Origin of the sequence: Spirosoma sp. 48-14, from assembly GCF_001898575.1 — a bacterium.
Classification (GTDB): domain Bacteria; phylum Bacteroidota; class Bacteroidia; order Cytophagales; family Spirosomataceae; genus Spirosoma.
Genome location: NZ_MKUD01000010.1, coordinates 287300 through 312166 on the forward strand (window position 1 = coordinate 287300; position 24867 = coordinate 312166).

The 24867-nt window shown below is 48.7% G+C and carries 22 protein-coding genes; 4 read left to right on the forward strand and 18 right to left on the reverse strand.

Annotated features, from left to right (window positions below):
* The first annotated feature begins 23 nt into the window (after positions 1–23).
* Genes BGO59_RS09590 through BGO59_RS09600 form a run of 3 tightly spaced genes read left to right on the forward strand, consistent with a single transcriptional unit; the run spans position 24 to position 3863 of the window.
* A complete protein-coding gene (locus BGO59_RS09590; protein ID WP_293683400.1) occupies positions 24–1193 on the forward strand; it encodes a hypothetical protein in 1170 nt (389 codons plus the stop codon).
* Positions 1177–2499, forward strand: a complete 1323-nt coding sequence (locus BGO59_RS09595; protein ID WP_293683401.1) for a cytochrome P450 — start codon at positions 1177–1179, stop codon at positions 2497–2499. Before BGO59_RS09590 ends, BGO59_RS09595 begins: the two co-directional genes overlap by 17 nt.
* Positions 2496–3863: a cytochrome P450 gene (locus tag BGO59_RS09600; RefSeq protein WP_293683402.1), complete on the forward strand. Its 1368-nt coding sequence runs from the start codon at positions 2496–2498 to the stop codon at positions 3861–3863. Before BGO59_RS09595 ends, BGO59_RS09600 begins: the two co-directional genes overlap by 4 nt.
* On the opposite strand, the gene BGO59_RS09605 is transcribed toward BGO59_RS09600, so the two are convergent.
* The 17 genes from BGO59_RS09605 to dprA all read right to left on the reverse strand — a co-directional run bounded on the left by BGO59_RS09605 (position 3852) and on the right by dprA (position 23858).
* A complete protein-coding gene (locus tag BGO59_RS09605; RefSeq protein ID WP_293683403.1) occupies positions 3852–4628 on the reverse strand; it encodes a glycosyltransferase in 777 nt (258 codons plus the stop codon). The two genes, BGO59_RS09600 and BGO59_RS09605, sit on opposite strands and share 12 nt — an antisense overlap.
* A 42-nt stretch (positions 4629–4670) precedes the next feature.
* Positions 4671–6158: a gliding motility-associated C-terminal domain-containing protein gene (locus tag BGO59_RS09610; RefSeq protein WP_293683404.1), complete on the reverse strand. Its 1488-nt coding sequence runs from the start codon at positions 6156–6158 to the stop codon at positions 4671–4673.
* Positions 6159–6172: 14 nt separating this feature from the next.
* The gene (locus BGO59_RS09615; protein ID WP_293683405.1) at positions 6173–7033 is read right to left on the reverse strand and encodes a glycosyltransferase family 2 protein; all 861 of its coding nucleotides are present in this window, start codon (positions 7031–7033) and stop codon (positions 6173–6175) included.
* Positions 7034–7083: 50 nt separating this feature from the next.
* On the reverse strand, positions 7084–8166 hold the full coding sequence (locus BGO59_RS09620) for an acyltransferase (RefSeq protein WP_293683406.1): 1083 nt from the start codon (positions 8164–8166) through the stop codon (positions 7084–7086).
* Positions 8167–8191: 25 nt separating this feature from the next.
* The gene (locus BGO59_RS09625; RefSeq protein WP_293683407.1) at positions 8192–9286 is read right to left on the reverse strand and encodes a glycosyltransferase family 1 protein; all 1095 of its coding nucleotides are present in this window, start codon (positions 9284–9286) and stop codon (positions 8192–8194) included.
* 34 nt (positions 9287–9320) lie between these two features.
* Positions 9321–10193: an alpha-1,2-fucosyltransferase gene (locus BGO59_RS09630; RefSeq protein WP_293683408.1), complete on the reverse strand. Its 873-nt coding sequence runs from the start codon at positions 10191–10193 to the stop codon at positions 9321–9323.
* A gap of 120 nt (positions 10194–10313) precedes the next feature.
* Positions 10314–11270: a hypothetical protein gene (locus BGO59_RS09635; protein ID WP_293683409.1), complete on the reverse strand. Its 957-nt coding sequence runs from the start codon at positions 11268–11270 to the stop codon at positions 10314–10316.
* 22 nt (positions 11271–11292) lie between these two features.
* Positions 11293–12729, reverse strand: coding sequence for an MOP flippase family protein (locus BGO59_RS09640; protein WP_293683410.1), 1437 nt, complete (start codon positions 12727–12729; stop codon positions 11293–11295).
* 5 nt (positions 12730–12734) lie between these two features.
* Positions 12735–14951, reverse strand: coding sequence for a GNVR domain-containing protein (locus BGO59_RS09645; protein WP_293683411.1), 2217 nt, complete (start codon positions 14949–14951; stop codon positions 12735–12737).
* A gap of 3 nt (positions 14952–14954) precedes the next feature.
* The gene (locus tag BGO59_RS09650; RefSeq protein WP_293683412.1) at positions 14955–15782 is read right to left on the reverse strand and encodes a TolC family protein; all 828 of its coding nucleotides are present in this window, start codon (positions 15780–15782) and stop codon (positions 14955–14957) included.
* A gap of 46 nt (positions 15783–15828) precedes the next feature.
* Positions 15829–17028, reverse strand: coding sequence for a glycosyltransferase (locus BGO59_RS09655; protein ID WP_293683413.1), 1200 nt, complete (start codon positions 17026–17028; stop codon positions 15829–15831).
* Positions 17015–18520: an O-antigen ligase gene (locus BGO59_RS09660; protein ID WP_293683414.1), complete on the reverse strand. Its 1506-nt coding sequence runs from the start codon at positions 18518–18520 to the stop codon at positions 17015–17017. Before BGO59_RS09660 ends, BGO59_RS09655 begins: the two co-directional genes overlap by 14 nt.
* A 25-nt stretch (positions 18521–18545) precedes the next feature.
* Entirely contained in the window at positions 18546–19739 is a 1194-nt protein-coding gene (locus BGO59_RS09665) for a glycosyltransferase family 2 protein (RefSeq protein ID WP_293683415.1), read from the reverse strand.
* 13 nt (positions 19740–19752) lie between these two features.
* Entirely contained in the window at positions 19753–20703 is a 951-nt protein-coding gene (locus tag BGO59_RS09670; protein WP_293683416.1) for a glycosyltransferase family 2 protein, read from the reverse strand.
* Complete coding sequence (locus BGO59_RS09675; protein WP_293683417.1) at positions 20682–21848, reverse strand: sugar transferase; 1167 nt, start codon at positions 21846–21848, stop codon at positions 20682–20684. The genes BGO59_RS09670 and BGO59_RS09675 overlap by 22 nt, the downstream gene beginning before the upstream one ends.
* Before the next feature lie 24 nt (positions 21849–21872).
* Positions 21873–22283, reverse strand: a complete 411-nt coding sequence (locus BGO59_RS09680) for a response regulator (RefSeq protein WP_293683418.1) — start codon at positions 22281–22283, stop codon at positions 21873–21875.
* A 450-nt stretch (positions 22284–22733) separates the two neighbouring features.
* Entirely contained in the window at positions 22734–23858 is a 1125-nt protein-coding gene (gene dprA / locus BGO59_RS09685; protein WP_293683630.1) for a DNA-processing protein DprA, read from the reverse strand.
* A 366-nt stretch (positions 23859–24224) separates the two neighbouring features.
* Between dprA and BGO59_RS09690 the strand changes: the two genes are divergently transcribed.
* Positions 24225–24404 (forward strand): hypothetical protein, encoded by a 180-nt coding sequence (locus BGO59_RS09690; RefSeq protein WP_293683419.1) that lies wholly within the window; start codon positions 24225–24227, stop codon positions 24402–24404.
* On the opposite strand, the gene BGO59_RS09695 is transcribed toward BGO59_RS09690, so the two are convergent.
* Positions 24405–24740: a MerR family transcriptional regulator gene (locus BGO59_RS09695; protein WP_293683420.1), complete on the reverse strand. Its 336-nt coding sequence runs from the start codon at positions 24738–24740 to the stop codon at positions 24405–24407.
* Between the last annotated feature and the right edge of the window lie 127 nt (positions 24741–24867).

The window sequence follows — 24867 nt, forward strand, 5'->3', positions numbered from 1 at the left end:
GCCTGTCAACGGGCGTTATCGGTATGAATGATTTGATTATGAAACAGGTTGCCATTGTCTATTTTGATGCCGCTTCGGGACATCGATCGGCTGCTGTAGGGCTGAAACGAGCGCTGGACAGGCGCTATCCCGACTGGTCGGTTCGACTAATTAATATCGTCGATCTGTTTGATCGGCATAAACGGTTTGGGGAAATTGCCCGCTACGGCATCGATCGATTCAATCGGCAGTTGAAGCGTGATAAAGTATTTGACCTGGGAGGGCAGATTAACCTGTCGCTACTTTTTCATGATCTGTTAGGCCGGGAAGGTATCCGGCAACTGAGCACATTCTGGAAGGAAAACCCTCCTGATGTCGTTATATCGGTAACCCCCATGTACAATCCGGCGCTATACGCAAGTGTCCGACTGATCAATCCAGCGGCTGTTTGTATAACCATACCGGTCGATTTTGAGGAAGTAAAACCTCGCTACTGGTTCACTCCCCGCGTTGAGCAGTATTACCTGAATGGTACCGATCGGCTGCACCAGCAGGCCCGGAAAGCGGGCGTACCAGATAGACAGAATTACCGGGTAGCAGGTATGGTTGTTGACCCCCTCTGTTATGAAATACCTAATAGGGACCAGCGAGCCGAACGCATCCGATTGGGCCTGGACCCGGATTTACCTACTGGGGTTATCTCATTTGGTGGGCAGGGCTGCATCCACCTTCAGACCATTGCTGAAGCCGTAGCGCAGGCTGACCTTCGCGTTAATTTGATTTTCCTGTGCGGTCGTAATGAGGTTGTTTTTAACACCATTCAAAACCTGGAAACACCGTATCCAAAACTGGTGCTGGGCTATCTGCCTGAAACGCCTATCCAGTATTTGCACCTGGCTGACTTTGCGATCGGAAAGCCGGGAGCCATGACCATCACCGAGGCATTGATTACGCAAACGCCACTGATCGCCCTAAAGAGCAAAGGGATGAGGCCCGTACAGCGTGGGAACGAAGCCTGGCTGGTGGCGAATCAGGTCGGTATTCTTGCCGGGCATGCTGGGGAGATCGTTTCGGCTATTCGGCAGATAAGTGCCAACCCCGTTTATCAGGAACGAACGGCTGCCGAAGCACATCGGGCCGTGTATGATGTGGCAGAGCTAGTGGGCTCATTCGTAAGCCGTAACGTAGAAAAAAAACATGACGAGTATTGCTAAAGGCCCCAGTGCCCGTGAGGCAAAGCGATTGATTCACGCAAATTCTCAACAGGGATGGGTCGACTTAGTCCTGAAATACGGGAATAATTTTAGGTATCAGGGTGGGTTGGCAACTGCCGATCCCGCAGTGGCTCATACCTTGCTGATGCAGCGAATTCATACCCAGCACCGTTCGGAAGGCTATAAACTGATGTCGCGGCTGATTCCGGGCGCACCGGGTGTGTTGTTTATGGAAGGGGAAGAATGGCATAAACATGTTCAGGCGGTGATGCCCGTGTTTACCAAATCGGCCGTTGATTCCTATGCCGACCGTATGCACAAAACCGTCGTTGACTGTTTGGGGCATTGGGGCCAAGGGAAACAGATTTCCGATCTATTCGAATCGATTACACAAGTAGGGTTGCAGGTCGTGCTTCGGGTCGGTTATGGACTCGACCTTGCCGATTCGTTGACGCAGCGTTTTGGCAACATGCTGATGACCTACAAACAACAGACTATGACGAGTCACGCTCGGCTGGACGAGTTTGGTTTTTCGCTCAATCAGCTACGCATTATCCCGACCTTTCTTCGCGAACGATACCAGCTAAAGAGACTGATTCAAACCCTGAATCAAGTGGTCGGTCAGATCATACAGAAACGGCAGCAAACGGGTAGCCAGGGCCAGGACTGGTTTCATTTGCTGGATAAAGCTGGGCTGTCGCTGCCACAGATCACCGACGAACTAAATCATATTTATGGGGCTTTCAATGCGATCGATTATATGATAACCTGTGGATTAGTGGAGTTAAGCCGACACCCTGAGTGGGCTGTACGAATTCGGAACGAACTCAAACAGATACTCGGGGATCGACTTTATCCTACCCACGCTGATTTGACTCACCTGCCCGACACGACCAATTTTATGAAAGAGGTATTTCGCTACTATCCCGTAGCGGCTGCGGTTCTGCGACGGACTGGCGACAAACTCAACGTGGGCGAGGGCTATTTGCCAACTAACCAAGAGGTGATGATTATGATTCAGGCCCTCCACTTGCACCCCGAATTCTGGGATTCTCCAACCGTGTTCGATCCCGATCGCTGGAATCGACCCTTGCGCGACCCTCGAGCCTATATTCCGTTTTTGATCGGTCCCCGGCAATGTATCGGTCGTCATCTGGCCGAATTACATTTTGTAATGACCCTGAATGCGCTGTTGCAACGGTTCGATATACAGGTGCTTTCAGATAACCTATCCATATTGCCTTATCTGATTCCCCGGTTTGCAGGTCCGGTACCAGCTCAAGTCACTGTGTATAATCAGCCATGAAAACGAATCGATTAGGTATTCCTCCAGGGCCTACAGTGGCAGAAGCCCGGCACCTGCTTGAGCAGCATCAGGAAAAGGCCTGGTTAATGATGGCTCAGACGTACGGAAAAAATTTTCTGTATCAGGGAAATCTGGTCACCTGCGATCCCCGGCTTGTTGAAGCCTTGCTGATGGATCGGACGCATACGCAGCGTCGATCCAGTGTGTACAAATATGCTTCCTGGATGATTCCGATGGCACCGGGGCTTCTGTTTATGGATGGCGATGCGTGGGAGAAGCGACTGCGGGCGGTGATGCCGGTGTTTACGAAAGCGAATGTTGATTCCTATGCCGAGTGTATGCACCAGCAGATTGAGCAGCATTTAGCCCATTGGCAGGAAAATCAGCTTTTTGAGGATTTATACACGTTGCTCGTTAACCTTAATAGCTCGTTGTTTCTGAAGGTAGGCTGTGGCCTGAACCCTAACGAGGCTGGTGCTCGCCAACTGGGTCGTACGCTGATCGATTTCAAGTTTCACTACATGAATACCCAAAGTCGGCTTGACGATTTTGGGATTGGGAAACAGCAGCTCACCCGGTTGCCTCGCTTTTTGCAAGCACAGTGGCATCGTGTTCGTAAAAAACGGCAGCTTTACACACAGATTGATGCGTTACTGAACCAGCAACAGAAGGGCGATGCCAGAGGGCTAAACTGGATGAGTCGACTGCGGGAGGCTGATTTTTCAGCTTCCGAAACAGCCGATGAAGTGAACCATCTGTATGGGGCTTATAACGCACTGGATTATGTATTGACGGGGGCATTGTACGAACTCAGCAAACGGCCTGTTCTGGCAGAAACCCTACGCACCGAATTCCGTACCGTGCTTGGAGAACGAGGCTATCCCACTCGTGATGATTTCCGGTTACTGACCCACACCCTCCAGTTTATGAAAGAGGTTTTGCGGATTTATCCCGCCACGATGGCTGTGGCCCGCCGATTTGGTGAGTCGATGACCGTTGATGGCATAACGATACCCAAAGGGCAGGAAACCTTGATCTTGCTCCATGCCCTGCATCACCATCCCGATTTCTGGGAACGGCCCGACCACTTCGAGCCCAGCCGGTGGCAGTCTGAACCAACTGTGTCGTACACCTATGTCCCGTTTTTGACTGGCCCCCGAAAATGCATTGGTCAGCATTTGGCGGAACTGAATTTTGTGATAGTCCTGAATGCGTTACTCCAAACGTATTCAATAGAGGTTTTTGATACAACCATTCGGTTGGCCCCGTTCATGATACCCCGTTTTGAACGAAAAGTAGCGGGCATACTGCGTCGTCGAAAAAGGGAAGCGCCAACGTTATCAGGAAATGAGTTAAACGCGTAAAAAATGAATGTCGTAGTTGATTTTAATGAGTCGGTACAGGTAGCGGACAGTGGCAATAGCCGGATTTTTACTGAACGTCCAGAATTTTCGGCTGATGGTACTGGGCTCTTCCTGACTATTTTTTTGGTAGAATAATTCTGTGAAGTTGTTGTAAAACAAGCCTTTCCCCTTTTTCTGGATGAATGCAATACTCATTCGGTACTCTGTTTGGTCGGGGTGAATACCTTCTACATATCGACCAAATTTCTCCAGAAATGAGCTTCGGCGGAGGTGTGGATGATCACTATACTCATATAATTTTTTATAGTTCAACGACCAGCTTGGCATAAACATCTCCGAGAAGCCTTCGTTGTAAGGTCTTAAAAATGGATAACGGATGTAGGCATAAAACCGGATGATGTCGAACTGGGGCTCACGGTTAAGAATCGCCAGCGATTCGACTAGCCGATCAGGAAAAAGAGTGGTGGGCTCAAAATCTTCCTGTACGTATAAGGTATAGGGCGTGCGGACCACTTCCTGCCCTTTGTTGATATTGTTACCCAGGCCTTTATTGACGGGCGTCGTGATCAACTGAAAATTAAATTTGGTCTGTAATATTTTCAGATAAGCCTGATGTTCCGGCTTACTGCCGTCATCCGATACGACAATATCCCCAAAGTGGCAATCGAGTTGGCGGAAGGTTTCTAATAGATTCTCCAGCGACTGACTGCGGTTGTAGTGAGTAACCAGAAGACTAACATTGGAGAAGTTGTAGTTTTTTTTCATGGATGTAATGTATGCGGATGTAAGATGTTTAGGACTGGATGTTTATCGAATTAACAGCACCCAGCCACTTTTAGAAACATGACGTTCTTCGTTAGTTATGGTTCGTATACTATAGTCGAAAGTCCATGCATAGGAGCCGGTTTCGCAGGGTTGGTTTAGATATGTGCCATCCCAGCTGTTTTCGGGGTCTTTGCTGGCAAAAATCACGCTGCCCCACCGATCAAATATTCGGAATTGGTAGGTCAGAAACGTTCCGGCATGACGAATCTGAAGCTGATCATTCATGGCATCGCCGTTGGGCGTAAACGCATCCGGGATGTAGGTGTCTTCCAGATGACAGTTTTGAACGACTACGGTGACCGAATCACGGTAGGGGCAATCGTTTAATCGTGTTTCGAGCCAGTAAATACCCGCATTTGTAATAGTTATGTGTCGATTAGTACTCTGGTTTGACCAGGTAAAACTGGCGTTAGGCGATAGGGTGTCGGGAACACTGAATACAACCGAAGCGCCTTCGCACAGAATGAATGGTGGGCCTAAATCGACCGTGGCTACAGGCGTACCGTCGACAATCAGCACATTCGATTCAGCTGAGCATTGCGATCGTCCGACAGCCGCTTCGTTGATTGACTGGGTGTTGTGAAGTCGGTAGTAGGTCCGACCAGCCCGGACCGGGTTGATTGTGTAACTGGCATTTCCAGCACCTGGCACGGCAGTCCAGGTTACGTTGTCACGGCTTTGCTGCCATAAATAGACCGGGTTAGGGTAGCCAGTGGCCGAGCCGACCTCTAACGTCAGGGCACTGTAGGCACAGGCTGTGGTTTGGGAGCCAGTCGTATTGGCAAATTGGATGGAGAGCGCTGGATGAACAGGTCGAAATCCTATATCATCGATAGCCAGGTCGTTGCCACAGCCGCCAAGTCCCTGATTAACTAACTTGACCACGATGTCATTTGCATTGGTCTGAATCGCAAACTGCATGGTCAGTTGAACCCAGGTTGGTGAGGCTGTGCGCGGAATGGCGGATTGAACAACTTCCCGGATGAGCGTACCGTCGGTCTGTTCGATCCGCATCACAATAATCGGATTACGGAGGCTATAGCCATCGCAGGCACCTGGTTGCATCACCTTGTTTAAATTCAGGGCCCAGAGCGAAAATTCATAGGTGACACCTGGACATAAGCCCGTAACCGCCTGGCTGTAAAATTCACTGGGCTGATAGGAAGCATTAACCACAAACATATTACCCCGCACATCTCCGGCGGTATGATCCTGAGCAACATAATGCCAGGCTTGTCCGTGGCAGCTTCCCGATACTGTATCCATCACATTGTATTCGCCATCTTCAGGACAGGCTATTGGGTTGTAGGTGAATTTTGTCTGTCCGTTGGGTAGAGCCCCACGTGTACCGGCCCCAAACGTTTCGCAAATGATAGCGCCCTGACTGCATTGCGCCTGGCAACCCAGATAGGTTGCCAAGACCAGCAGCGGAAGAACTATCCAGCGGAAAACGGACTGGAGCGCGGCCATGAGAGCGTATGAAACTAGTTGTTCGTTGAGGTTTTGGTGTCGTGCGGGGCCTGAGGAACGAACATGCTGCGAAAACGCCGTAGTTCGATCCCGACTTTAAGCCAGACTGTACGCGCGAAGCTGCCGTCTTTTTCGAGGGTACGAGTACCAGTCCAGACGCGCGCCTTTCGGGATTTTACCTGTTTAACAGTCCCATAGTTCATCAGATCGAAACACAACCGCCCGTCTTCGCCCCGAATTTTATGCATGACATACCCTACTTTAAGAGCATACTCTCGAATGTAACCGAGACTGATTCCATAGGCATTCAGATGGGGTCGCTTTAAGTGGCGTAGTTCCGCAATGGTGTCTTTCATGGTTTCAAGAATGGTGAGTTTCCAGCGGGGGAAACCAGGCGACGGAATGAACGAATACCGACCGTATACGCAAACGACACCGGGTTGCTGGAGTACAGCTATCAGTTCATTGGTCCAATCGGGAGGGTACAGACCATCGGAATCGGCCGTGAGCAGGTATTTGCCACGAGCCTGTTCCAGACCCATCTGCCGGGCTGGCCCCCAACCCTGTATCGGTTGAAAAGCCGATCGAATATGCAGGCGGTCGAGCGTTTTTTGGGTATTGTCGGTCGAGTTGTTATTCACCACCAGAATTTCCAGGGGAATGGTCGTTTTCTGTTTCGCCAGTGAGGCAATACTGCGGAGAATATTGACCTCTTCATTCCAGGCCGGAACCACGATGCTCACTAGTGGATCGGGCTTTTGGATCAGGTCGAGGTCTTTGTTGATCGAATCGAATACCGATTGCGGAATTTCTTCGAACGACTTATACGGGAAATTAAATTGATTGATCCAGTCAGGGGCGTTTAAAAGTTCCATAAATATAAGTAGCTAGGCGTGTCAACAGAGGTGTTTTACAGGTGATGAGATCATCCGGCCGATGTAGGTTGGGGAACTGATCTGGGCGTTCGGTTCGGTGATGGTGCTTGCAGAATCAGTTCGATATATCGATAGGTAAACAACGACAGCAGATGAACACAGAACAGGCAGAGGAGCACATAAAACCATTCGCCCAGCGGAGAAGCGGGCACTTTAATGACCCGGAAAATAACCAGATCCAATACGTTCAGAACAACCATATGGTTGAGGTAGTACGAATACGAAAGCCTACCAAGAAATTCGAGCCGATCGCTCGCCAGCATCGTCGAAACAACGCCCTTCTCCTGTGAAAATACCAGAATGACCAGGGCAAACAGAAAAGGCATTACCCAGCTCTCTGTATGTTGAAAACTGCTGACAGCCAATAGGGTAGCTCCCAATAAAAAGGCTTCTGCCACTGAGAAAACCCATCGGGCACCTGCCGATTGCCAGCGACGACTCAAGCGATACGTGAGCATCCCAATCAGGAAACTATAAAAGCAGCGGACGAATCCGTAATCATAATTGTAAATGATATTGCCGCCATGACGGATAATAAACCAGGCAATCAGGCCAAAACAGAGGGTACACATGGCCCATAGATTCTTGCGAAAAACGACCAGACACAACGCCCAAAGCAGGTAGGTGTAAAACTCAACACTGATACTCCAGCTTGGGCCGTTCCAGGTTGTGGTGTCAAACAGATGCAGCGATTGAGTCAGGGTGAGGTTGGCCAGGAATGAAGGAAGCGATTTGTCGGGGCCAAAAACCGGATTCGATAGTCTGACTACATACCGATCGACGCCGAAGCGGAAAAGCTCGAACAGCAGAACCAGTAGCAGCGTGAACAAATGGAGTGGGTAGAGTCGTTTGAACCGTTTGACAGCAAACGGTTTGATGCTCGACAGGTCCGTAATTTTGGCATAGTTGCTATGCGTCATCACAAAGCCTGACAGTACAAAAAAGAAATCGACGAATAGATCGCTTTTGGCAACGAAGTCATTGCCTTTCAGGATGGAGAGGTGCTGTAGATGGAAAAAAATGACCATGATGGCAGCCATTCCCCGAAATGTATCAACCGCTCGAAACCGCATGCTGCGCAACGTTTAGAATGTGTGATCAGGCTAATGATTTATAGACATCGAGTGTAGCATCGATCGATTTTTTCAGGGGAAAATCGGCCAGCCGTTTCGTTCCCCGTTCCACTAATTCCGCCCGTAACGCATGATCGGCCAGTGTGTTGGATAGTTTGCTGGTCAGGTCGTTCTGATCGGTCGCTTTAAAAAAGACAGCAGCATCGGCAGCCACTTCCCGAAAACATTCTGTATCACTCAGCAGGATGGGACAACCTGCTTTGTAGGCTTCCAGAATAGGTAGACCGAATCCTTCGTAAAGGGAAGGATATACAAACAATTGTGCGTTTTTATAGAGCGAATTGAGTTGCTCGTCGGTCGCGTTGATATGGCGTACTCGATCCGTGAGCCCCAGCCGTTTCAGAAACTCTTCGTCGGCTATTTCAATTCGGCCCCCTCCCGTCAGAATTACCTGTAAGGTTGGGTCGCTGATTAACAGCGGCTTAATGGCGTTCATGAATAGGTAAAAGTTCTTATAGCCGCTCCGGTCACCCACGAAAAGCACATAGCGTTCTGGCAGGTTGGCAACGGGAGCAAATTGAAGGGGGGTATCAATGTCGATGCCATGATAAATGACAGATACCTTGGCCGGGTCGACCTTGAAAAAGTGGAGCAGGTCGTTACGGGTCGTGTTCGAGATGGCAATAATGGCATCGGCCCGTTCAATATTCAGGCGTTTCTGGTAGGTAAGTGGATCTTTGGCCCAGAAATATTCCGGCAGTCGCTCGTACGTAAGGTCATGAATGGTAACGACCAGTGGTTTTTTGAGTTGTTTGAAGAAATAGGGGTCATAGTAAGTCGGATGAAAAACGTCGAATTCTGATTTACTCAGTAGTCGTTCACAGTAATACTGATTCAGCAGATAGTCGGCTTTCTCGCTTCGGCTTAAAATTTTATCGCTTAGGCTGCCTTTCAAGGCCAGGGGCTCATCTTTTATGTAGTGGTTTTTAGCGTGCAGAACCCCGAGCTGATACGTTATCGAATCGCTTTGTTTGATACCCTCGATAATGTTGGCGAAGTACCGGCTGATTCCGCCATATTTCTGGGTGGTGAACTTCTGGTGATCTATAAAAACTTTCATCGTAGTCTTGGGAGGTTGTTAGTGGTTGACTGGCTCAAAGGGAAACCCAGGCTGGCGGAAGCAGGTCTTTGGTGTTCCAGGTGGGTTGATTTTTGTACCAGTGTTGGGGCGTAATCACCAGCTTGTCGGGATTTGGATTGAGCCAGGCTCCCCACCAACTGAATGAACTGTTGGCTATGATGTGATGGCGGCATTTGCTCATCAGGACCAGGTCGGCCACATCGCCACTCGGTCCGGTATTGGTCACGAAGACGCTATCGGTCGGTAAGGGCAGGTTCTCTCTGGCCCAGTCTTTATCGTCGCTGAAGACGTAGAAATGTGGGTTTTTGATTTCCTTCGTCAGATGTCGAATGGCCGTTTTATAGTAGTCGAGCCCAACAAAGCCGAACGTTTTGCTGAACTCGGGATGGTTAACATAATCGCCCCGCCGGACATGAACGGATACTGGAACGGGCGTTTCCTGAATCTGTTGCCGGTAGCCGTCAAATTCAGTGCTGGGGGTTTTGCTCAATTGTAATTCACGACGAATACTGTCGGCATAATCCCGGAAGTAGCACTCCGACTGCCAGAACCCTTCCATGATAACACACCCGGCATGGGCCTGTAAAATGGCTGGGTCGAAATGAAACTGCTTCTCTTTCAAAAACAGAAAAAAGGGGCGTAACGTACGGTTGGGGAACAGCTTCGTCGACTTCGATACATATTCGACGGGCGATTCCTGGAGGATCCGATAGGGAACAGAAAAGAAACCCAGCTTGAACGACCGCGACGTATCGTCCGGGTACTCATACAAATAGTAGCTCAGGTCGACGTAAAACGACGTTTTGTTTCTCAGTGAAAGGCTACGAGCAGCCGCATACTGAAAAAGCTGATTACCAAGGCCACTAGTTACTCTACTGATAACCATTGTTTTGCGTGCATTTAGTTAAACGAAGGAACGGTGGTTAAACTCACGCATGTCATCTCACTCCTCTCAAAAAAAGTAGGAGAGGGGTGAGAAGTAATGTGTGGTATGATGCCTAAAAAATCAGTAATGCGTGCTCAAATGGGTCAATAGTTCCTCCCGGTCGCGGGCGTGCAAAATTGTTGCGCCCGATAACTTCGGAAATAGTGTTTTGTATTCCTGAAAAGCATGCTCATGACCCCAGTTCGGGTTCGACAGAATGATGTTGGTTCCGCCAAAACAACTGGCTAATGCGGCTGTACCCCCATGCATCGAAATGAAGTGGTTACAGTTGGCATAGATCATGAGTTGCAGATGATTGTAATTGTTCACGACCGACGGGTGGTGTCTGGCAAACAAATCATCCATCAGCAGTACACTCGGGTGGTTTTCCCGCAGCCAGCTATGTTCGTTGAGCGACATCGTTTCACTATTGTCGCCAACGATCTGGGTTGGAAGCGGTCGGTTGTAAATGATCTGGTATTTCGACCCGTAGGCCTTGATGATCCGGTCGAGGGTGGGAATGTCCAGGTAGTTGATGGGAGGCTGGTCCCACTCGATATTGTATTTATTGGCAATAACCAGAATCGGTTTGTCGAACACAAAAACGTCGTTTCGGTAATGCGTTTTGTACGGTACCTGCACCCACTTCCGAAAGCTGTAGGTATAGCTGTGCGTCATATTCGGAACGTCGTAATGGGCGTACGATTCCGTCCAGATTCGTTTCGTAAATCGTTCTTCGTGATCCGGGCTGAAAAAGTAAAACTCCTTCGTATTGCTGGCAGAAATGGTTTTTTTCAGGGTTCCGTTCAGGTGATGCCAGTAAGCGAAAGGCAGCACATAGCGGATTTCCTGATCGAATTCACCCTGATAGCTGATGACTTTGTATTTCTTTTTGAAGGCGTAATCCTGGATGGCATAACGGCCCTGAACCAGTTTGCAGTAGTAATTATCCCGTACAAAATACCGCAGGTCTTTTCGGAGCTTCGGGTATCGCAGCCAGGCAACTACATACAACGATTTTAAAATAAGCCGTTCCATAGGGTTAGTATCAGGTTTCGGTTTACGCAGCTTTTCCCAGCGTTTTTAAGTCGGCAAGTGGGAATCGATAGCGTAGGGTAAGGCCAATATAAATCAGAGCACCTATCCCAATCTGGACGATGGTATTAGGCACGCTTACTGAGTCAAAAAATGATTTGTAAAGCGCAATGGCGCCTACCATCAGCAGGCAGAAGCCAACAGGCTTTGCAATTCCCTGTGCAAATTCTTTTAAGAATGGACCAATCAGCGAATGCACAATCCGGAAATTAAGCAGCATGTTGGCCAGTGTGGCCAGCATAAAGGCAACTGCAATCCCCACAACGCCCCAGTATTGTGCGAGCACATACACGAGCGGAATTTTGATAAACAATGTGGCCACGTTGAGCTGGAAGAGCAGTTTGGGTTTTCCTTTTGAAAAGGCGAGGGTAAATAGCGGATTGCTCAGGAACGTGAAAATGCTGACAAAGACAAAAATGCGAATCAGTAGAATTGTAGGTTCCCAGCCCGGTCCGTAAAACAATGGAACCACACTGTCGGCGGTAATAAACAGACCGGCAAGCAAAGGCAGGTTTACGTAGCTGAGCAGATCCAGAATGGTGAGGTACGATTTTTTCAACTCATCGGTGTCGCCTTTTAACCGGGCCAGAATTGGGTATGCCACCTGAAGTACAATTGGATTGAGTCGGGCAATCGGGAAAACCGCCAGTTGAGAGGCCAGGGTATAATACCCAAGTGGCTTCACGCCCAGCAATCCACCTACCAGGATATTATCCGAATTGGCCTGAATAAATCCAACGATGCCATCGCCCACATTATAGAGTCCGAACCGTAGATGGTCTTTGATGAGGGCCAGATTAAAGGTAAGCGTGGGCTTGAAATACTTGCTTCCAAAAATCATCTGAAGCACCGATTTGGCCGTTTGTTGAGCTAGTTGACCGAAGATAAGCGCCAGTTCTGCAAACCCGTTGTAGGCCAGTAATATGGTTGTGCCGGTGCCTACGATCGTGCCCGTCATGTCGATGGTGGCAACGGCCTTAAATCGTAACTCTTTCTGAAGCAGAAACAGGTAAATCTGCCCTACGTACACGATAATAAAGTACAGCGACGATAGCTTGATGACGGCTTCCAGACGAGGCTCTTTGTAGTAAGCGGCTACCAGCGGCCAGCTAAAAAAAACGACAATGCCAATGACCAGTCCCAGAATTAGGTTCAGCAGGTAAATGGTGGACAGAACCTGCTGATCATCTTCCTGTTTGTAAATGATGGAATTGGAAAAGCCCAGATTGGCAAAAATGTTAAAAAACGCAATCAGGAGGGTGCTGACGCTGACAATACCAAATACCGATGGTTCCAATAGTCGCGCCAGCACGGCCACCTGTCCAAACTGAAACAGAGTCGACAGAGCCGTGGAGATGCTCATCCACTTACCACCACTGATAGCCTGCTGCTTATGACTCATGTTGACTATTGGTTAAGGAGCTTTGGGTTTTTAGAAGACGGTCCTGGAATTCCAGGACCGTTTTGCGTACGCGGTAACCCTTGTTTGATGTCGTTGAGACTTGGGGCATCCAGATTACTTTCCTCTACTTTATTCAGGGCTACCAGTACGGGTTGCCGGGCTGCTTTGAGGTAGAGTGCAAATAGTTGCTTATCCCGACGGCCCCAAAGCGTATGGAGCGTTAGGATCATCAGCGAAACGGCACTTTTTCCGACCAGATGCAGGGGGATCGAACTACTAACCAGTGGAGGTAGTTCCAGAATGATCTTATCGAAGCGGGTAACAATCATGGCATCATCGCCCGTCAGCAGATCTTCGGGCTCGCGGATGTTCATGAAGTTGGGGTGAAGTTCGTAGGGAAAGAAATGGATGCCTTCCTGTTCGAACTTCTGGTCTGTATTGGCCAATTGCGGATAATAGTAAGCAACCTGCTCACCCGATTCCGCATAGATACGGGCTAGCCCGTGGGCAAACCAGGTTTTCCCCTGCTTGCTGCGTGTGCTGAACAGGGTGATTATGGGTGGATACGATGGGTTGCTTCGCTGCTCAATGGTGATGTTGATGGCATTGGCCAGTTGTTCAAACATACTGGTAGCCGCCCGGCTTGCCTTTGAGTTGACCGCGAATTTTTTGACAGTTGGAAACAGGGCGATAATGGGACTGCCAAGGCGTTGTTCGGCCTGCGATAGTGAGTTGATCCGTTTATCGGCCCAGGCACGGAAAGCTGCCAACAGTAAGGCAATGACCAGGCCCGCCCCAGCAGCAATAGCCATAAAGAGGAGCTTCTTGGGAGCCTGCGGAGTCATCGGGAAAACAGGTGGATCGAGTACCGATAAAGCCCCTTTCAGCGAAATGTCCTGGTTATGGGTTTGCGCTTCGTTCAGCGATTGAACCAGAGCAAGGTATTCTTTTTCCGCTACATCCAGATCTCGGGTTAGTTGCCGTTGTTCCGATTCCAGGGGGGGGTATGCCGACGATTCGGCCTGGTATTCATCCAGTCGTTTTTTAACGATATCCATCCGCGCAGACGCTCCTTCGTATTCCAGCACCTTGTCCAGCCATTCGTTCACCAGCTTTAGTTTAGGAACGGATTCGGTTGTATTATCAGCGGCAAAATAGTTCTGGGCAATCTGTTTCAATTCATTCGAAAGCTGGTTGATTTTAGCCTGATGCGCGTCCAGTACGGATTGGGGCTGCCCATTGGTACGGGCGTTGATCAACTGCGATTCGGCGGCTGTTAGTTCGGCCTGTTTATCGGTCAGTTGGGTGTTTATCTTTAACAGATTACCTCCGCCCGACATCCGTTGGTTGATGGCGTCCATAGCAGCTTTGGCTGCTTTGGTCCCCATGACCTCTTTATTGTATTCATCGACCAGCGCTTCTCTAGTTGTGGAGCGAGTCTTTATTTCGTCTTCAAAATTGAGGACGTTATGGGCAACATTGAACGCTCTTAGCTTGGATTCGGCCTGATCAAGCTTTTGCTTAGCGGCTTTAACATTCGATTCATAGTAGCTCAATACAGGTGCTGTTTCGCCCCGTTTCAAGCTGGTGTATCGTTCGTTTAGTTCCGTTACGGCCATATCGAGGGTTTGCTGAGCAATGGCCGGATCATCGGCTTCGTACTCCATATCCAGCATGTCACTGGCGGCCCGCCGGGATGCTTTGAGCTTTTTGCCAATGGTTTCGGCCGAGTAATCATTTCCTGATTTGGCGAGCAACGCTCGAACAGGGTTATCAGTTGAACTCTGTGCGAGTCGGTCAAGCTGATTACGGGTTGAGTCCAGGTTCCCCGTTTTGGTCAGCGATTGGCGTAAACTGGCTGGGATCGTCTGCTGTAACTTCTGAAAGCTGGCTGCCGAAAGCTGGCGTTCTGTGGGTTTGGTAAGGTATAGGTGGTGAGTTAGCAGCCGAAGGCCAACCTGATACAGGGTCTGATTCGAATTAAGCGTCGTTAGTACGTTGTCGAACGCATTGCTAATGCCTGAGTAATCGACCTGAAAACCTTCCCGCGCTGAATTCAATCGGTAGCCCGACGTAAATCCTGTATATAGCGTTGCCTTGGTTTTGTACGTTTTGACCTCATTCCGCATGAAGTAGTAAACGGCACCGGCTCCCAGGCAGGGAAATACAATAAACCAAATGAGATGCTGCTTCAAAAGCCGCCCAAGTTCCTGGAAAGTCATATCTTACACACGTTTCAGTTGACGAATGGGCACTCCAACGAACAGTTCAAGTGCATAAATAGCTTTGATGAACGAGGTCTTGGCCTGTTCGACCGTCGCTCGGGTTTCGGCATATCGGTTGCTGTTGAACGCGTGCGCTTCAGGTGCAATTTTTCCTTTCTGAAGCTCCACTTCGGCAATCCGGTAAGCCGCCAGCGATGCCTGATCGTCTCGCAGGCGAATCTGTAAAATCTTTTGTGCGAGGAGCAGATCCTGGTAGAGGTTAAACAGGTCGCGTCGTAACTGAATTTCGGCGAGCCGCTTTCGTTCGATCGTAGCGTCGTAGTTGGCTTTAGCTAATCGAATCTGCTGAGGGCGGCCGAAAAGCTCATGAATACTGAAGGCCACATTGACCCCGTACCGATAGCCATTCGAAATCTGCGCCAGTTGATCGTTTGCATTGGTGCCAGTCGAAAGGATAGCCTGATTCCCTGATGAATAGTTGGCATACCCCGTCAGATTTTGTAGAATCTGTACTTTTGATAAATTGTAGGATGCCTGCGTTCCAGCTGCAACCGCGGCTTCAAATTTGATGGTGGGAGAATAGGCCAGCGCTAGCTTGAACATATCCTCAAATGGGATAAGCTGAACTGAAATGTCCTGGTTGAAATCGAAAGTCAGACTGTCGGCTGTAACCGCAGCTGATGGAGTAGGGGCGGGTTGTGTTCCTGAGGGCGTGGCTGCTGGATTCCCCTGACCATACCCGGCAGTATGTACAAGCACCCCCAAAATCACCGTACTGGCAAGGGAGAAGAGAGGCTGCTTTAATTGATATAATGTGCTTAATCTCATGCTGTTGACGAATCCTTGAAAATCTGTGGATAAAGTTGTTGGGTTATCATGCCGGTTGTTCCTGTCGCCAGGCTTTGGGCATCTGACGGATCACCCCTTCAAATTCTCGCGCCCGCTCTGGCCAGGCGTTACGCTGAGCCATGGCTACCCGTTGCTGTACGCGTAAAGGATTGGTATCGGCCAGGGCATGTCGAATGGCCTGAGCAAACTGTTCGGGCGTTTCGGCTAGTTCGATTACCCCATCGAAATCGTCCAGAATTGAGAAGGGTGTCGACACAACCGACAAACCAGCTGCCAGGTATTCGTTGATTTTCAGCGGGTAAATGGTATACGTGTGTCGATTGCAAACGAACGGGATGATGCCAACACTAAGCCGGGCCAGTAAAGGTGGCAGATCGACAGGTTGATGAGGGGGAATAAACGTTACGTTTGGGTAGTGCCCCAGTCGTTGGATTAACAGAGGCTCGTGTACTTCACCGATAAACTGAAAATCAATATCCGGCATGGTACGGGCGCAATAGTCCATGATGTCGATATTGACCCGGTTATCAGCTGAACCCAGGTAGCCTACAACTGGCTTTTCGGGTGGTTGCTGCTGAGCCAGTAGCCTGGCCTGGTTGAACAGGTCGAAATTGGCACCGTTCTTTACACAAAACGTTTGTGGCTGAAGCGTCGACTTATCCTGACGCAGGGTCTCGGATGTAGTCACTACGGCATCCACCCGCCGGATATAGGCCTCCTCATAGCGGGTGCCGTGCTTGCTCATCCACTCACCAGCCACCGAAATTTCATCAAAACAGTAATATAACGTAGCGCATTCATTGAGCTTTCCCAGCATCGGCAATCCAATAACCGGGTTATAGGCATTGATCACCAGTGGTCGATGCATGCCCAGTTTTTTCAGTACTGTTCGAAGCTGCCCCACCAGTCGATTGATATTCCATTGCAGGACCCGATCGTGGGCGCTATTATCCATCCAGTTGATTGGAAGGATGATTGGGGGCGACCAAACGTACAAATCTTCGCCACCCTGATTATCAATTTTGTTCAGTGGGTTGCCAAACAACAGCTCCTTCGTCGATACTTCCTTACGACCCGTGACCACATCTTTAATCGTATACAGGTAGTCGACAAACAGCACCCGATGCCGGGCCGACAACTCCGTCATGAGCTGGACTACGGCCTTCTGAAAATCGCCTTTCCAGGAGGTTTGCGAAATACAGACAATGCTATCAAACTGTTTCATAGGTGTCGGGCGTGGGGTTTGAATACAGTGTTGAATCGGGGTTAGGACTTGACTCGGAAGCCGGTGTATCCCATCGATAGCAGGTTGTAAACAGGATCGTCGTCATAAAAATCATGGTGTCGGTCGGGAACTGCCCCATTACAGGATTGGAGTATCCCATTACCGCAATGCCGACAAACTCCGCCAGGAAAGCATACATTACTTTCACCAGCCAGGGGTCTTTTAGTTGCCAGACTTGATAGACACCGATAAGCACTAAGCCAACAACCATCATCAGGTAGATAGTAAGTCCAACCCGGCCGGTTTCGATCCAGAGTTCGACATACCAGCTATCTGGTGGTGTTTGGGCCGCCCAGTGCCAGGGAGAAAACCGTGCCCCCATGTCGGTCGATGTGCCAATTCCAGCACCAAATGGATACTCGGCCAGGTATCGTTTGAGCTTTTCCTGATTTTGCAGACGAAGAATAAACGAAGGGTCGTTCATGGGTGTCAGCGCGGAACGCATCCGTTGCACCTGATAATTCGAACTGCCAACACTAGTATAGAGCAGAAGCAGCACCAGAGGCACCGCCAGCGTGGCTCCAATAATCAGCTTGGGAAAATCTCGTTTGAGTAGCAGATAAAATGGAAACCCGGCCAGCATGACGAACAGTGCACTGCGTGTACCCGATACAGCATAGCCCCAGAAGTAGGTGAGCGCCAACGCCAAACATATCAGTTTGGGTATCAGCTTCTTCTCTTCGAAACTGTAGATCACCGCTACCAGTGTTGCTCCGGCCATTTCGCCCCCAAACTGAGCAGCATCGGAATAGAACGAAAAGCTACGAAGCTGTCCGAACAATACGTGAGTTAAGGCATTGTTCCCCTGACTAAGCCAGTTTTGCTCGGCTGGTTCCAGACCAAGATACTGTTGTTTAAAGCCCCAAAAGGCTGCCAGAAACGACCATCCTAGCCACGAATACACCAGAATTTTGATGTCGCGGATGGTAATGGGCAAAACCAGTACGGCCAGACCTGCCATGAACCAGTGCATCGAAAAAGGCCGGACATGAAAAAACCAGGCCGGACGGTACGGGGCTTCAGGATTGAGTAATTCAATGAGGGTGTAGGTAAACCAGATGGCAATTAGCGCGAATGTAGGGCTGCGTAAGCGGTGCCAGTCCATTCGCTGGCCGTTTATGAATAAACTTAAGAGTGTCAGGGCCAGTACCCCGTCAATTAATAATCCAATAGGAATAGAAACATTAATGAACCGTGACCAGCCAATGAGAAAACTAAGTTGTAAATACAGAAATAGGCCGAATTTGGGCTCTTTGAACACCATAACAACCGTTAACAAGGCGATTGGTGCAATCAAGGCCATCACTCCGCCAACTGGGCCCATCTTACTGATCAGATACCCCACACCAACCGTATATAGCCCGCCCAGGAGGCTATAAAGCCATACTTGGCCAGATGTAGGACTGTTCAGTGAAAATACCGACTGCGCCATAATGAGTGAGTAACTACCAGATCAATTATGTAAGTGCGTCTACGGCATTGGCCCTACGCACTTTCTCCCAGGTTCCAGATTGATTACCCCGCAAATAGCGAACCAAACCTGCAAGTGCACAGATATTCATAAACGTAAAATAGAAAGGAACGAAAGCAGCTTTTAAGCGTATTTGACGTTTTTCCAACGTATAGCCTAGCCAGGCGGCACCGTAAAATAAAATCTGGCCGATAAATAGCCATCCCCATAAGGAGCTCCATCCGTCCTGAATGACCAGTCCGGCGTTCAGTAGAAAGATGAGGGGCAAGCAGAGGGGCGTAACGGCCCAACGCATCACCCGGTGGGAAACATACTCGAATGTGAGCACACCGTAGCGAAACGGATTGAGGAGATGTTTCAGCCACACAATTGATTGAAAGCCACCAGCAGCAATACGTATTTTTCGTTTCTGTTCGTCGATGATTGAGAAAGATGGCCGTTCGAGGGCATACGCATCGGGCTCATAGGCAACCCGATAACCCCGCCCGGCGATAAGGAGCGAAATCATAAAATCGTCCAGAATGGTATTCGGCGATACGGGTTCGTAGAGCTCCGTACGAACGGCAAATAGCTCGCCCGCGGCCCCTACGATGGTGTGGAGTTCGGCATCCCAGCGTTTCAACTGCGACTCATATTTCCAGTAAATACCTTCGCCCGAACCCGCAGCCGATTCGCTATCAGTAGTCTGAATCCGTTTTTCACCCGCCACGGCGCCTACTTTCGGGTCTCGAAAATGCCGAACAATATTCTGAACCGCATCCAGATTCAACTGCGTGTTGGCGTCGGTGAAGATTACAATGGGCGTTTTTACCTGCTGCATGGCCATATTCATAGCTGCTACTTTACCCCGACGTTCGGTGCCGCCCAAAATGCCTATGGTATCGCCGTACGTTGATCGCAGGTAGTCGTCCGAACCATCAGTTGAACCCTCAGTGACGAACAGAAATTGGATATGCTCCCGTGGGTACGACTGCCCCAGCGAGTTGGCTACCTTGGCAGGCAGGCAATCGAGTTCATTGTAGGCGGGTACAATCAGCGTTACATCCGGCATATACTCTTCCGAAAGGCTGGCAACGGGTGGGCGTTGTGGGCGAAGCCGAATCAGTAGCCAGACCAGTAACCCATAACCCAGGTATGTATAGACCACGAGCCCGATACAAATCAATATCAATAGTTCCATTCAAATATTATAATTAGCCCGCAACGACGGCTGGCAACCGTGCGGGTGCAGTTGGACTTGGCGTATGTGTAAAATTCCAGAGAACGGCATCCTTTATCGCTTTGAGGTACGAAGGCTGCCATCGTAACGTATATTGGGCTAGGGCTTTAGGAAGGGCAATACAGAAAAAATACATATAGAACACCAGCAACGGAAACCCGTCGACGTTCCGGCGCATGAACCAAAGCCGATTTCGGGTATGGTAATACACCTTCATTGGATTCATCTTGCCGACACTCATCGACTCGCGATGGTAAATCAGGGCTTTAGGCTGATAGTAAATGGTAAAACCAGCCCGTCGGATACGTGCCGACCAGTCCAGTTCTTCATAATACAGGAAAAAGCTGTCGTCGAGTGAGCCCGCTTGTTCCAGCACCGACCGACTGACGAGCATAGCGGCTCCATGAGCAAACCAGGTGGCGCCGGGCTTGTCGTGCTGCCCCTGATCGGGTTCCATAAGCCCTATAGCCCACGTACGTCCGGTATATTCATTCAATGGATGATAACCGGCATACTGGATGATGTTGGGCTGGTCGTAATAACGAATCTTTGGGCAGACAACCCCAACGGCTGGGTTCTCCGCAAAGGGCGCCAGTAGCTGTTCCAGTAAATCAGGTGTAACGATGGTATCGTTGTTGAGCAGGAAGTAATACTCGCCCTGAGCATATCGAATCCCCAGATTATTGCCACCCGAAAATCCAAGATTATCGGGACTGTCGATGTATGTTACATGGGGATAGTTGCCCTGCGCAATCCGTTCGGCAAGATCATCCTTCGATCCATTATTGACGACAATGATTTCATAGCGCGGATAGGTCAGCGCCCGAGTCGATTCCAACAGATCGCAGGTTACTGCCGCCTGATTGTAATTGATTGTTATCAGCGAAATCAGCGGCTTTACTTCTACACATTCTCCTTCTGCCATACCGCTTTTAAGGTTCTCAGCAAAATAATTAAGTCTGTACGAAAGGAGTGTCGTTTGGCATACAGTACATCCAACTGGATACGTTCCAGATCCGATACCTTCGACTTTCCCCGTTTGGTCACCTGCCAGAGTCCCGTCAGTCCGGCTGGTGCCGCAAAGCGACGGGCATAGCCAATATTGGTCAGTTTTTCGGCTTCGTATAGCGGAAGGGGACGATTGCCAACAAAGGACATATCGCCCTTCAGGATATTAAACAACTGCGGTAACTCATCAATACTCGTGTTTCGAAGGATTTTACCCAGTTTGGTCACACGGGGGTCTTCCTTAAACTTGCTAAACATGGCTTTCGCCTTCTGTTCGCGATGGTACTGAAGTTCGCAAATCTGCTTTTGGTCCAGATAGAGCGGGCGCTGACAGGGGCTATTGGCGAGTTTGCATTCATCGCATAGTTCATCGGCTGGTTTTTCCTCCACCTTATTGTACATGTTCTGCGACGCCATGCCCGCCAGTAACTTATCTGCTCCCGTACTCATGGTGCGAAACTTGTACATATCAAATATCCTGAAACCCATACCTACCCGTTTCGAACTGTAAAAAACGGGGCCTTTGGAGTCAAGCTTGACGAGCAACGCTACAATAAGTAACAGCGGAGAAATTAGGGTTAGGATGGTAAACGAAAGCAAAATATCAAAAATGCGTTTGCCAATTGGCATTCGCACCGATACCGGCTTATGCACAACCCTACCATTTCGCTGATAGTCCCTTTTTTGAATGAGGTAATTCAACCGAATTTTCAGAGCAGCCTCTGAATAGTTCTGCGGAAATGCATCAATCACAAACCCATGATAGGGAGCGGCAGTCAGGTCGATCTTTTCCTGATCGGTAAGTAAAATAATGGGAATTTTAGTCCGGCTTTGTTTCGCCTGATAGGCGTTCATGAAGCCGCGCGTATTTAAATCGTCGTTATAGAGAATCAGGTCAACGGGCGCTTTATCATCCAGATAAGAAATGGCTGACCAGCCATCGGCCACACCAATGACCTCAATAGGTGAAGGGAATGCTCGCTGAAACGATTTAATGCGTCGGTCATCGTTATCAACATAGAGCACCCGGAAGGGTTGCGTATTGTCACTTACAGCCTTCATGATTTGTTGTCAGACAGGTTTATATCAATCGGCATTTGGTTGTCCTACATTGCTGGCTTCTGTCCGACGTAAGACCGTCATAATCTTGGTTTTTACCTCCATTGGATTGAAGGGCTTGATGATATAATCGTCAGCTCCTAATTTGAGGCAGGCAATTCGGGTATCGCTGTCGGCGTAAGTTGAGAGAATAATGATGGGAAGCTTTCTAAAAACCGGGCTTGCCCTGAGCATGCTTATCAGGTTTTTGCCATCCATATGAGGCATTTGTATATCCGACAGGATGATATCGACGGGGTGCCCTTCCTCCAGCCATGCCATACCTTCCATCCCATTTTCGGTAGTAGTTACTTCAAAATCATCTTTTAATGTTTGTCGCAGTACTTTCCGAATAAACGAGTCATCTTCGATCACTAAAACGTGGTATATTTTTTTCATATGAGCACAAGGCTTGCCAGTGGAATTAAAAGATAAGGATAGATTGGTTTGTAAAGATAATTGTTATGGTTATGAAATCTCGATATAGTAAACAAAAAGGAGGCTTAAGCTTTCTGTTTTTTGACACAAAAAACAATAAATTAATTTTACGGTAGTTAATATTAATTATGGTCTAATGTCAATTGGTTAAATAATTCATGTGTAAGTGCGTAATCTTTCACTTTTATATACATTATATACATATAAAGTGATTCTATATAGTTAATATGTATAGATTGAAGGTAAAGTTTTTTTAATTCTTTACCTGATCTGTGCTGATACCGGCAAGTGGAATTATCTTTAGTATATGGGTAAGTTGCCTGAAAGGTCTAAAATTTGGAAAGACTGGAATAGGTTTTTGGGGCTATGCAGGCACGTTGAATCAGGCTCCGGTTTCAGGTTATGTATTAATTACACATAAACTGCCGCGTACTTTTTGCCGGGGAGCGATCGGACAAACCCCCGAAATTCAAGGTTCAGGAGCAGGGAGGCCAATCGGCCCATCGGGAGTTGACTTTTCCAGCTTAGTTCATCAATGTGAATAGCCTGTGCCTGGCGCAACAGGGCAAGAATTTGACTCTCTTCGTCGGTAATATCCAGAGGTAATGATGAAACGCCTGCTTTAGTAAAGGACTGCTCAGAAAGAGAATTTTGGGGTTGATCCCAGTTGAGGGCTTCAATAAGGTCTTTGGGGTTGGTATAAATCTGGGCTTTATTTTCCCGGATCAGTTTATTACAACCTGCTGAAAAAGTCTGGTTCAGTTGACCCGGTACCGCAAATACCTCACGGTGATAATTGTTTGCATACTCAGCCGTAATCAAAGCGCCACCTTTGGCAGCCGCTTCTACCACAACGACGGCGTCGCTCAGTCCGGCAATGATCCGGTTACGGGCCGGGAATAGATGAGCATCGGGCTTTGTACCGGGCGGACTTTCCGTAAGCAAACCACCTTGTACCAGCATTTCCTGGGCGGTTTTCTGATGCACATTCGGGTAAATGATGTCGATACCGCTGGCCACTACACCAATTGTTGGTAAGCCATGTAACAGGCTGGCGCGGTGAGCAGCAATATCGATTCCATACGCCAGGCCACTAATCACATTGATGCCGTAAGGGATCAGGGCTTCGATCATGTCGTTGGTAATCCGTCGACCGTATTCGGTAGCCTGCCGGGTTCCCACCAAACCGATGGTTCGGGGAGGGTTCAGATTACCATTCCCTTGCATATAAAGAAGAGCAGGGGCGTCGTAAAGCGTTTTGAGCCGGGCGGGATACGCTTTATCGGTATAAAATAGGGCAGAAGCACCGAGCTTCTCGAGTCGGTTCATTACTCGTTCGGCTTCAGTAAGGGCATCCGGTTTGCGGATAGATCGGGCGGTTACCTCGCCAATGCCCGGTATTTTCAGCAATCGGGCGAGAGGAGCATGAAAAACGTCGCTGGCGGAACCACAGTAGCTGATCAGTTGTCGAATAATAATACTGCCAACGCCAGGAACAAGGGTAAGGGCAATTTGATATTGGGTGTCGTTGGGCACAGATTCAAGGGCTTGTTTGGCCACAAACATCTGCTTTTTTACAGATTATTCCGATACTTGGTGACTTATTGTGCGTCTAATTGGTTGAAATCGTTGACTAATGCCCTGCTTACTGAACATTAATGGATATTCCCCAATTTCATTTCGACTACTCATTTTTGAACCTGGACGACCTCAGAAGCCAATGTATTACGACTGATGAGATTCAGCAGTTGTTTTATGATATGAAAAGTCGGTATGACGATTTTATGTCGACAGATGGCTTTGGATATATAATTGGCTATACATCGAAAAACAAGTTTATTTCATTTACTTTTGAGTTGCTAGGCGATGATAGTATACGACTCACTCAGGTTTATTTATCGTATGAACAAGAAATCCTCAACCGATACTTCTTTCGTTAATTTTAAAAAGCGTTTCCCAACGTCGAAAGACTTTGTAGATTGGTTATTAGCTAATCCTGATAAAGGGAAATCGGTCAGCTACGAAGAACGTATGCATAACTGGTCGGAACAATTGCGAAAAGCAGGTAGGAACATGAGATAATCACTCCTCACTAGCCAGTCCATCCCGCAATTTCTCCAGAAATGATTTGAGCTTTTTAAGCTTGACTACATAGCGGGCATTTTCCTGCTTGCGGCTTTCCCGCTCTTTCAGAAACTCACGGGCACCCGGTAAGGTATACTTTTGGTTGTTGATCAGATCCAGAATTTCTGTCAGGTGGTCGATGTCGGCCTGCGTATAGATGCGGTCGCCCGAGCGATTTTTCTTGGGTTGTAGGGTAGGGAACTCCTTTTCGTAATACCGCAACTTTGAGGCATTAATGCCAAATAGCTCGGCTACCTCTTTAATACCATAATAAAGCTTACCTGAACCTTCCATTCGACAAACTTGCTGACGTTCCGTCAAACCTGCAACGTTTTCCGTAATTTTGCAAAAAAGTAGTTAGTAGTTAGGAGCGAGAAGTGAGGAGCCATTCGGTCATGCCTTATCCGCCGGATGGCTTCTC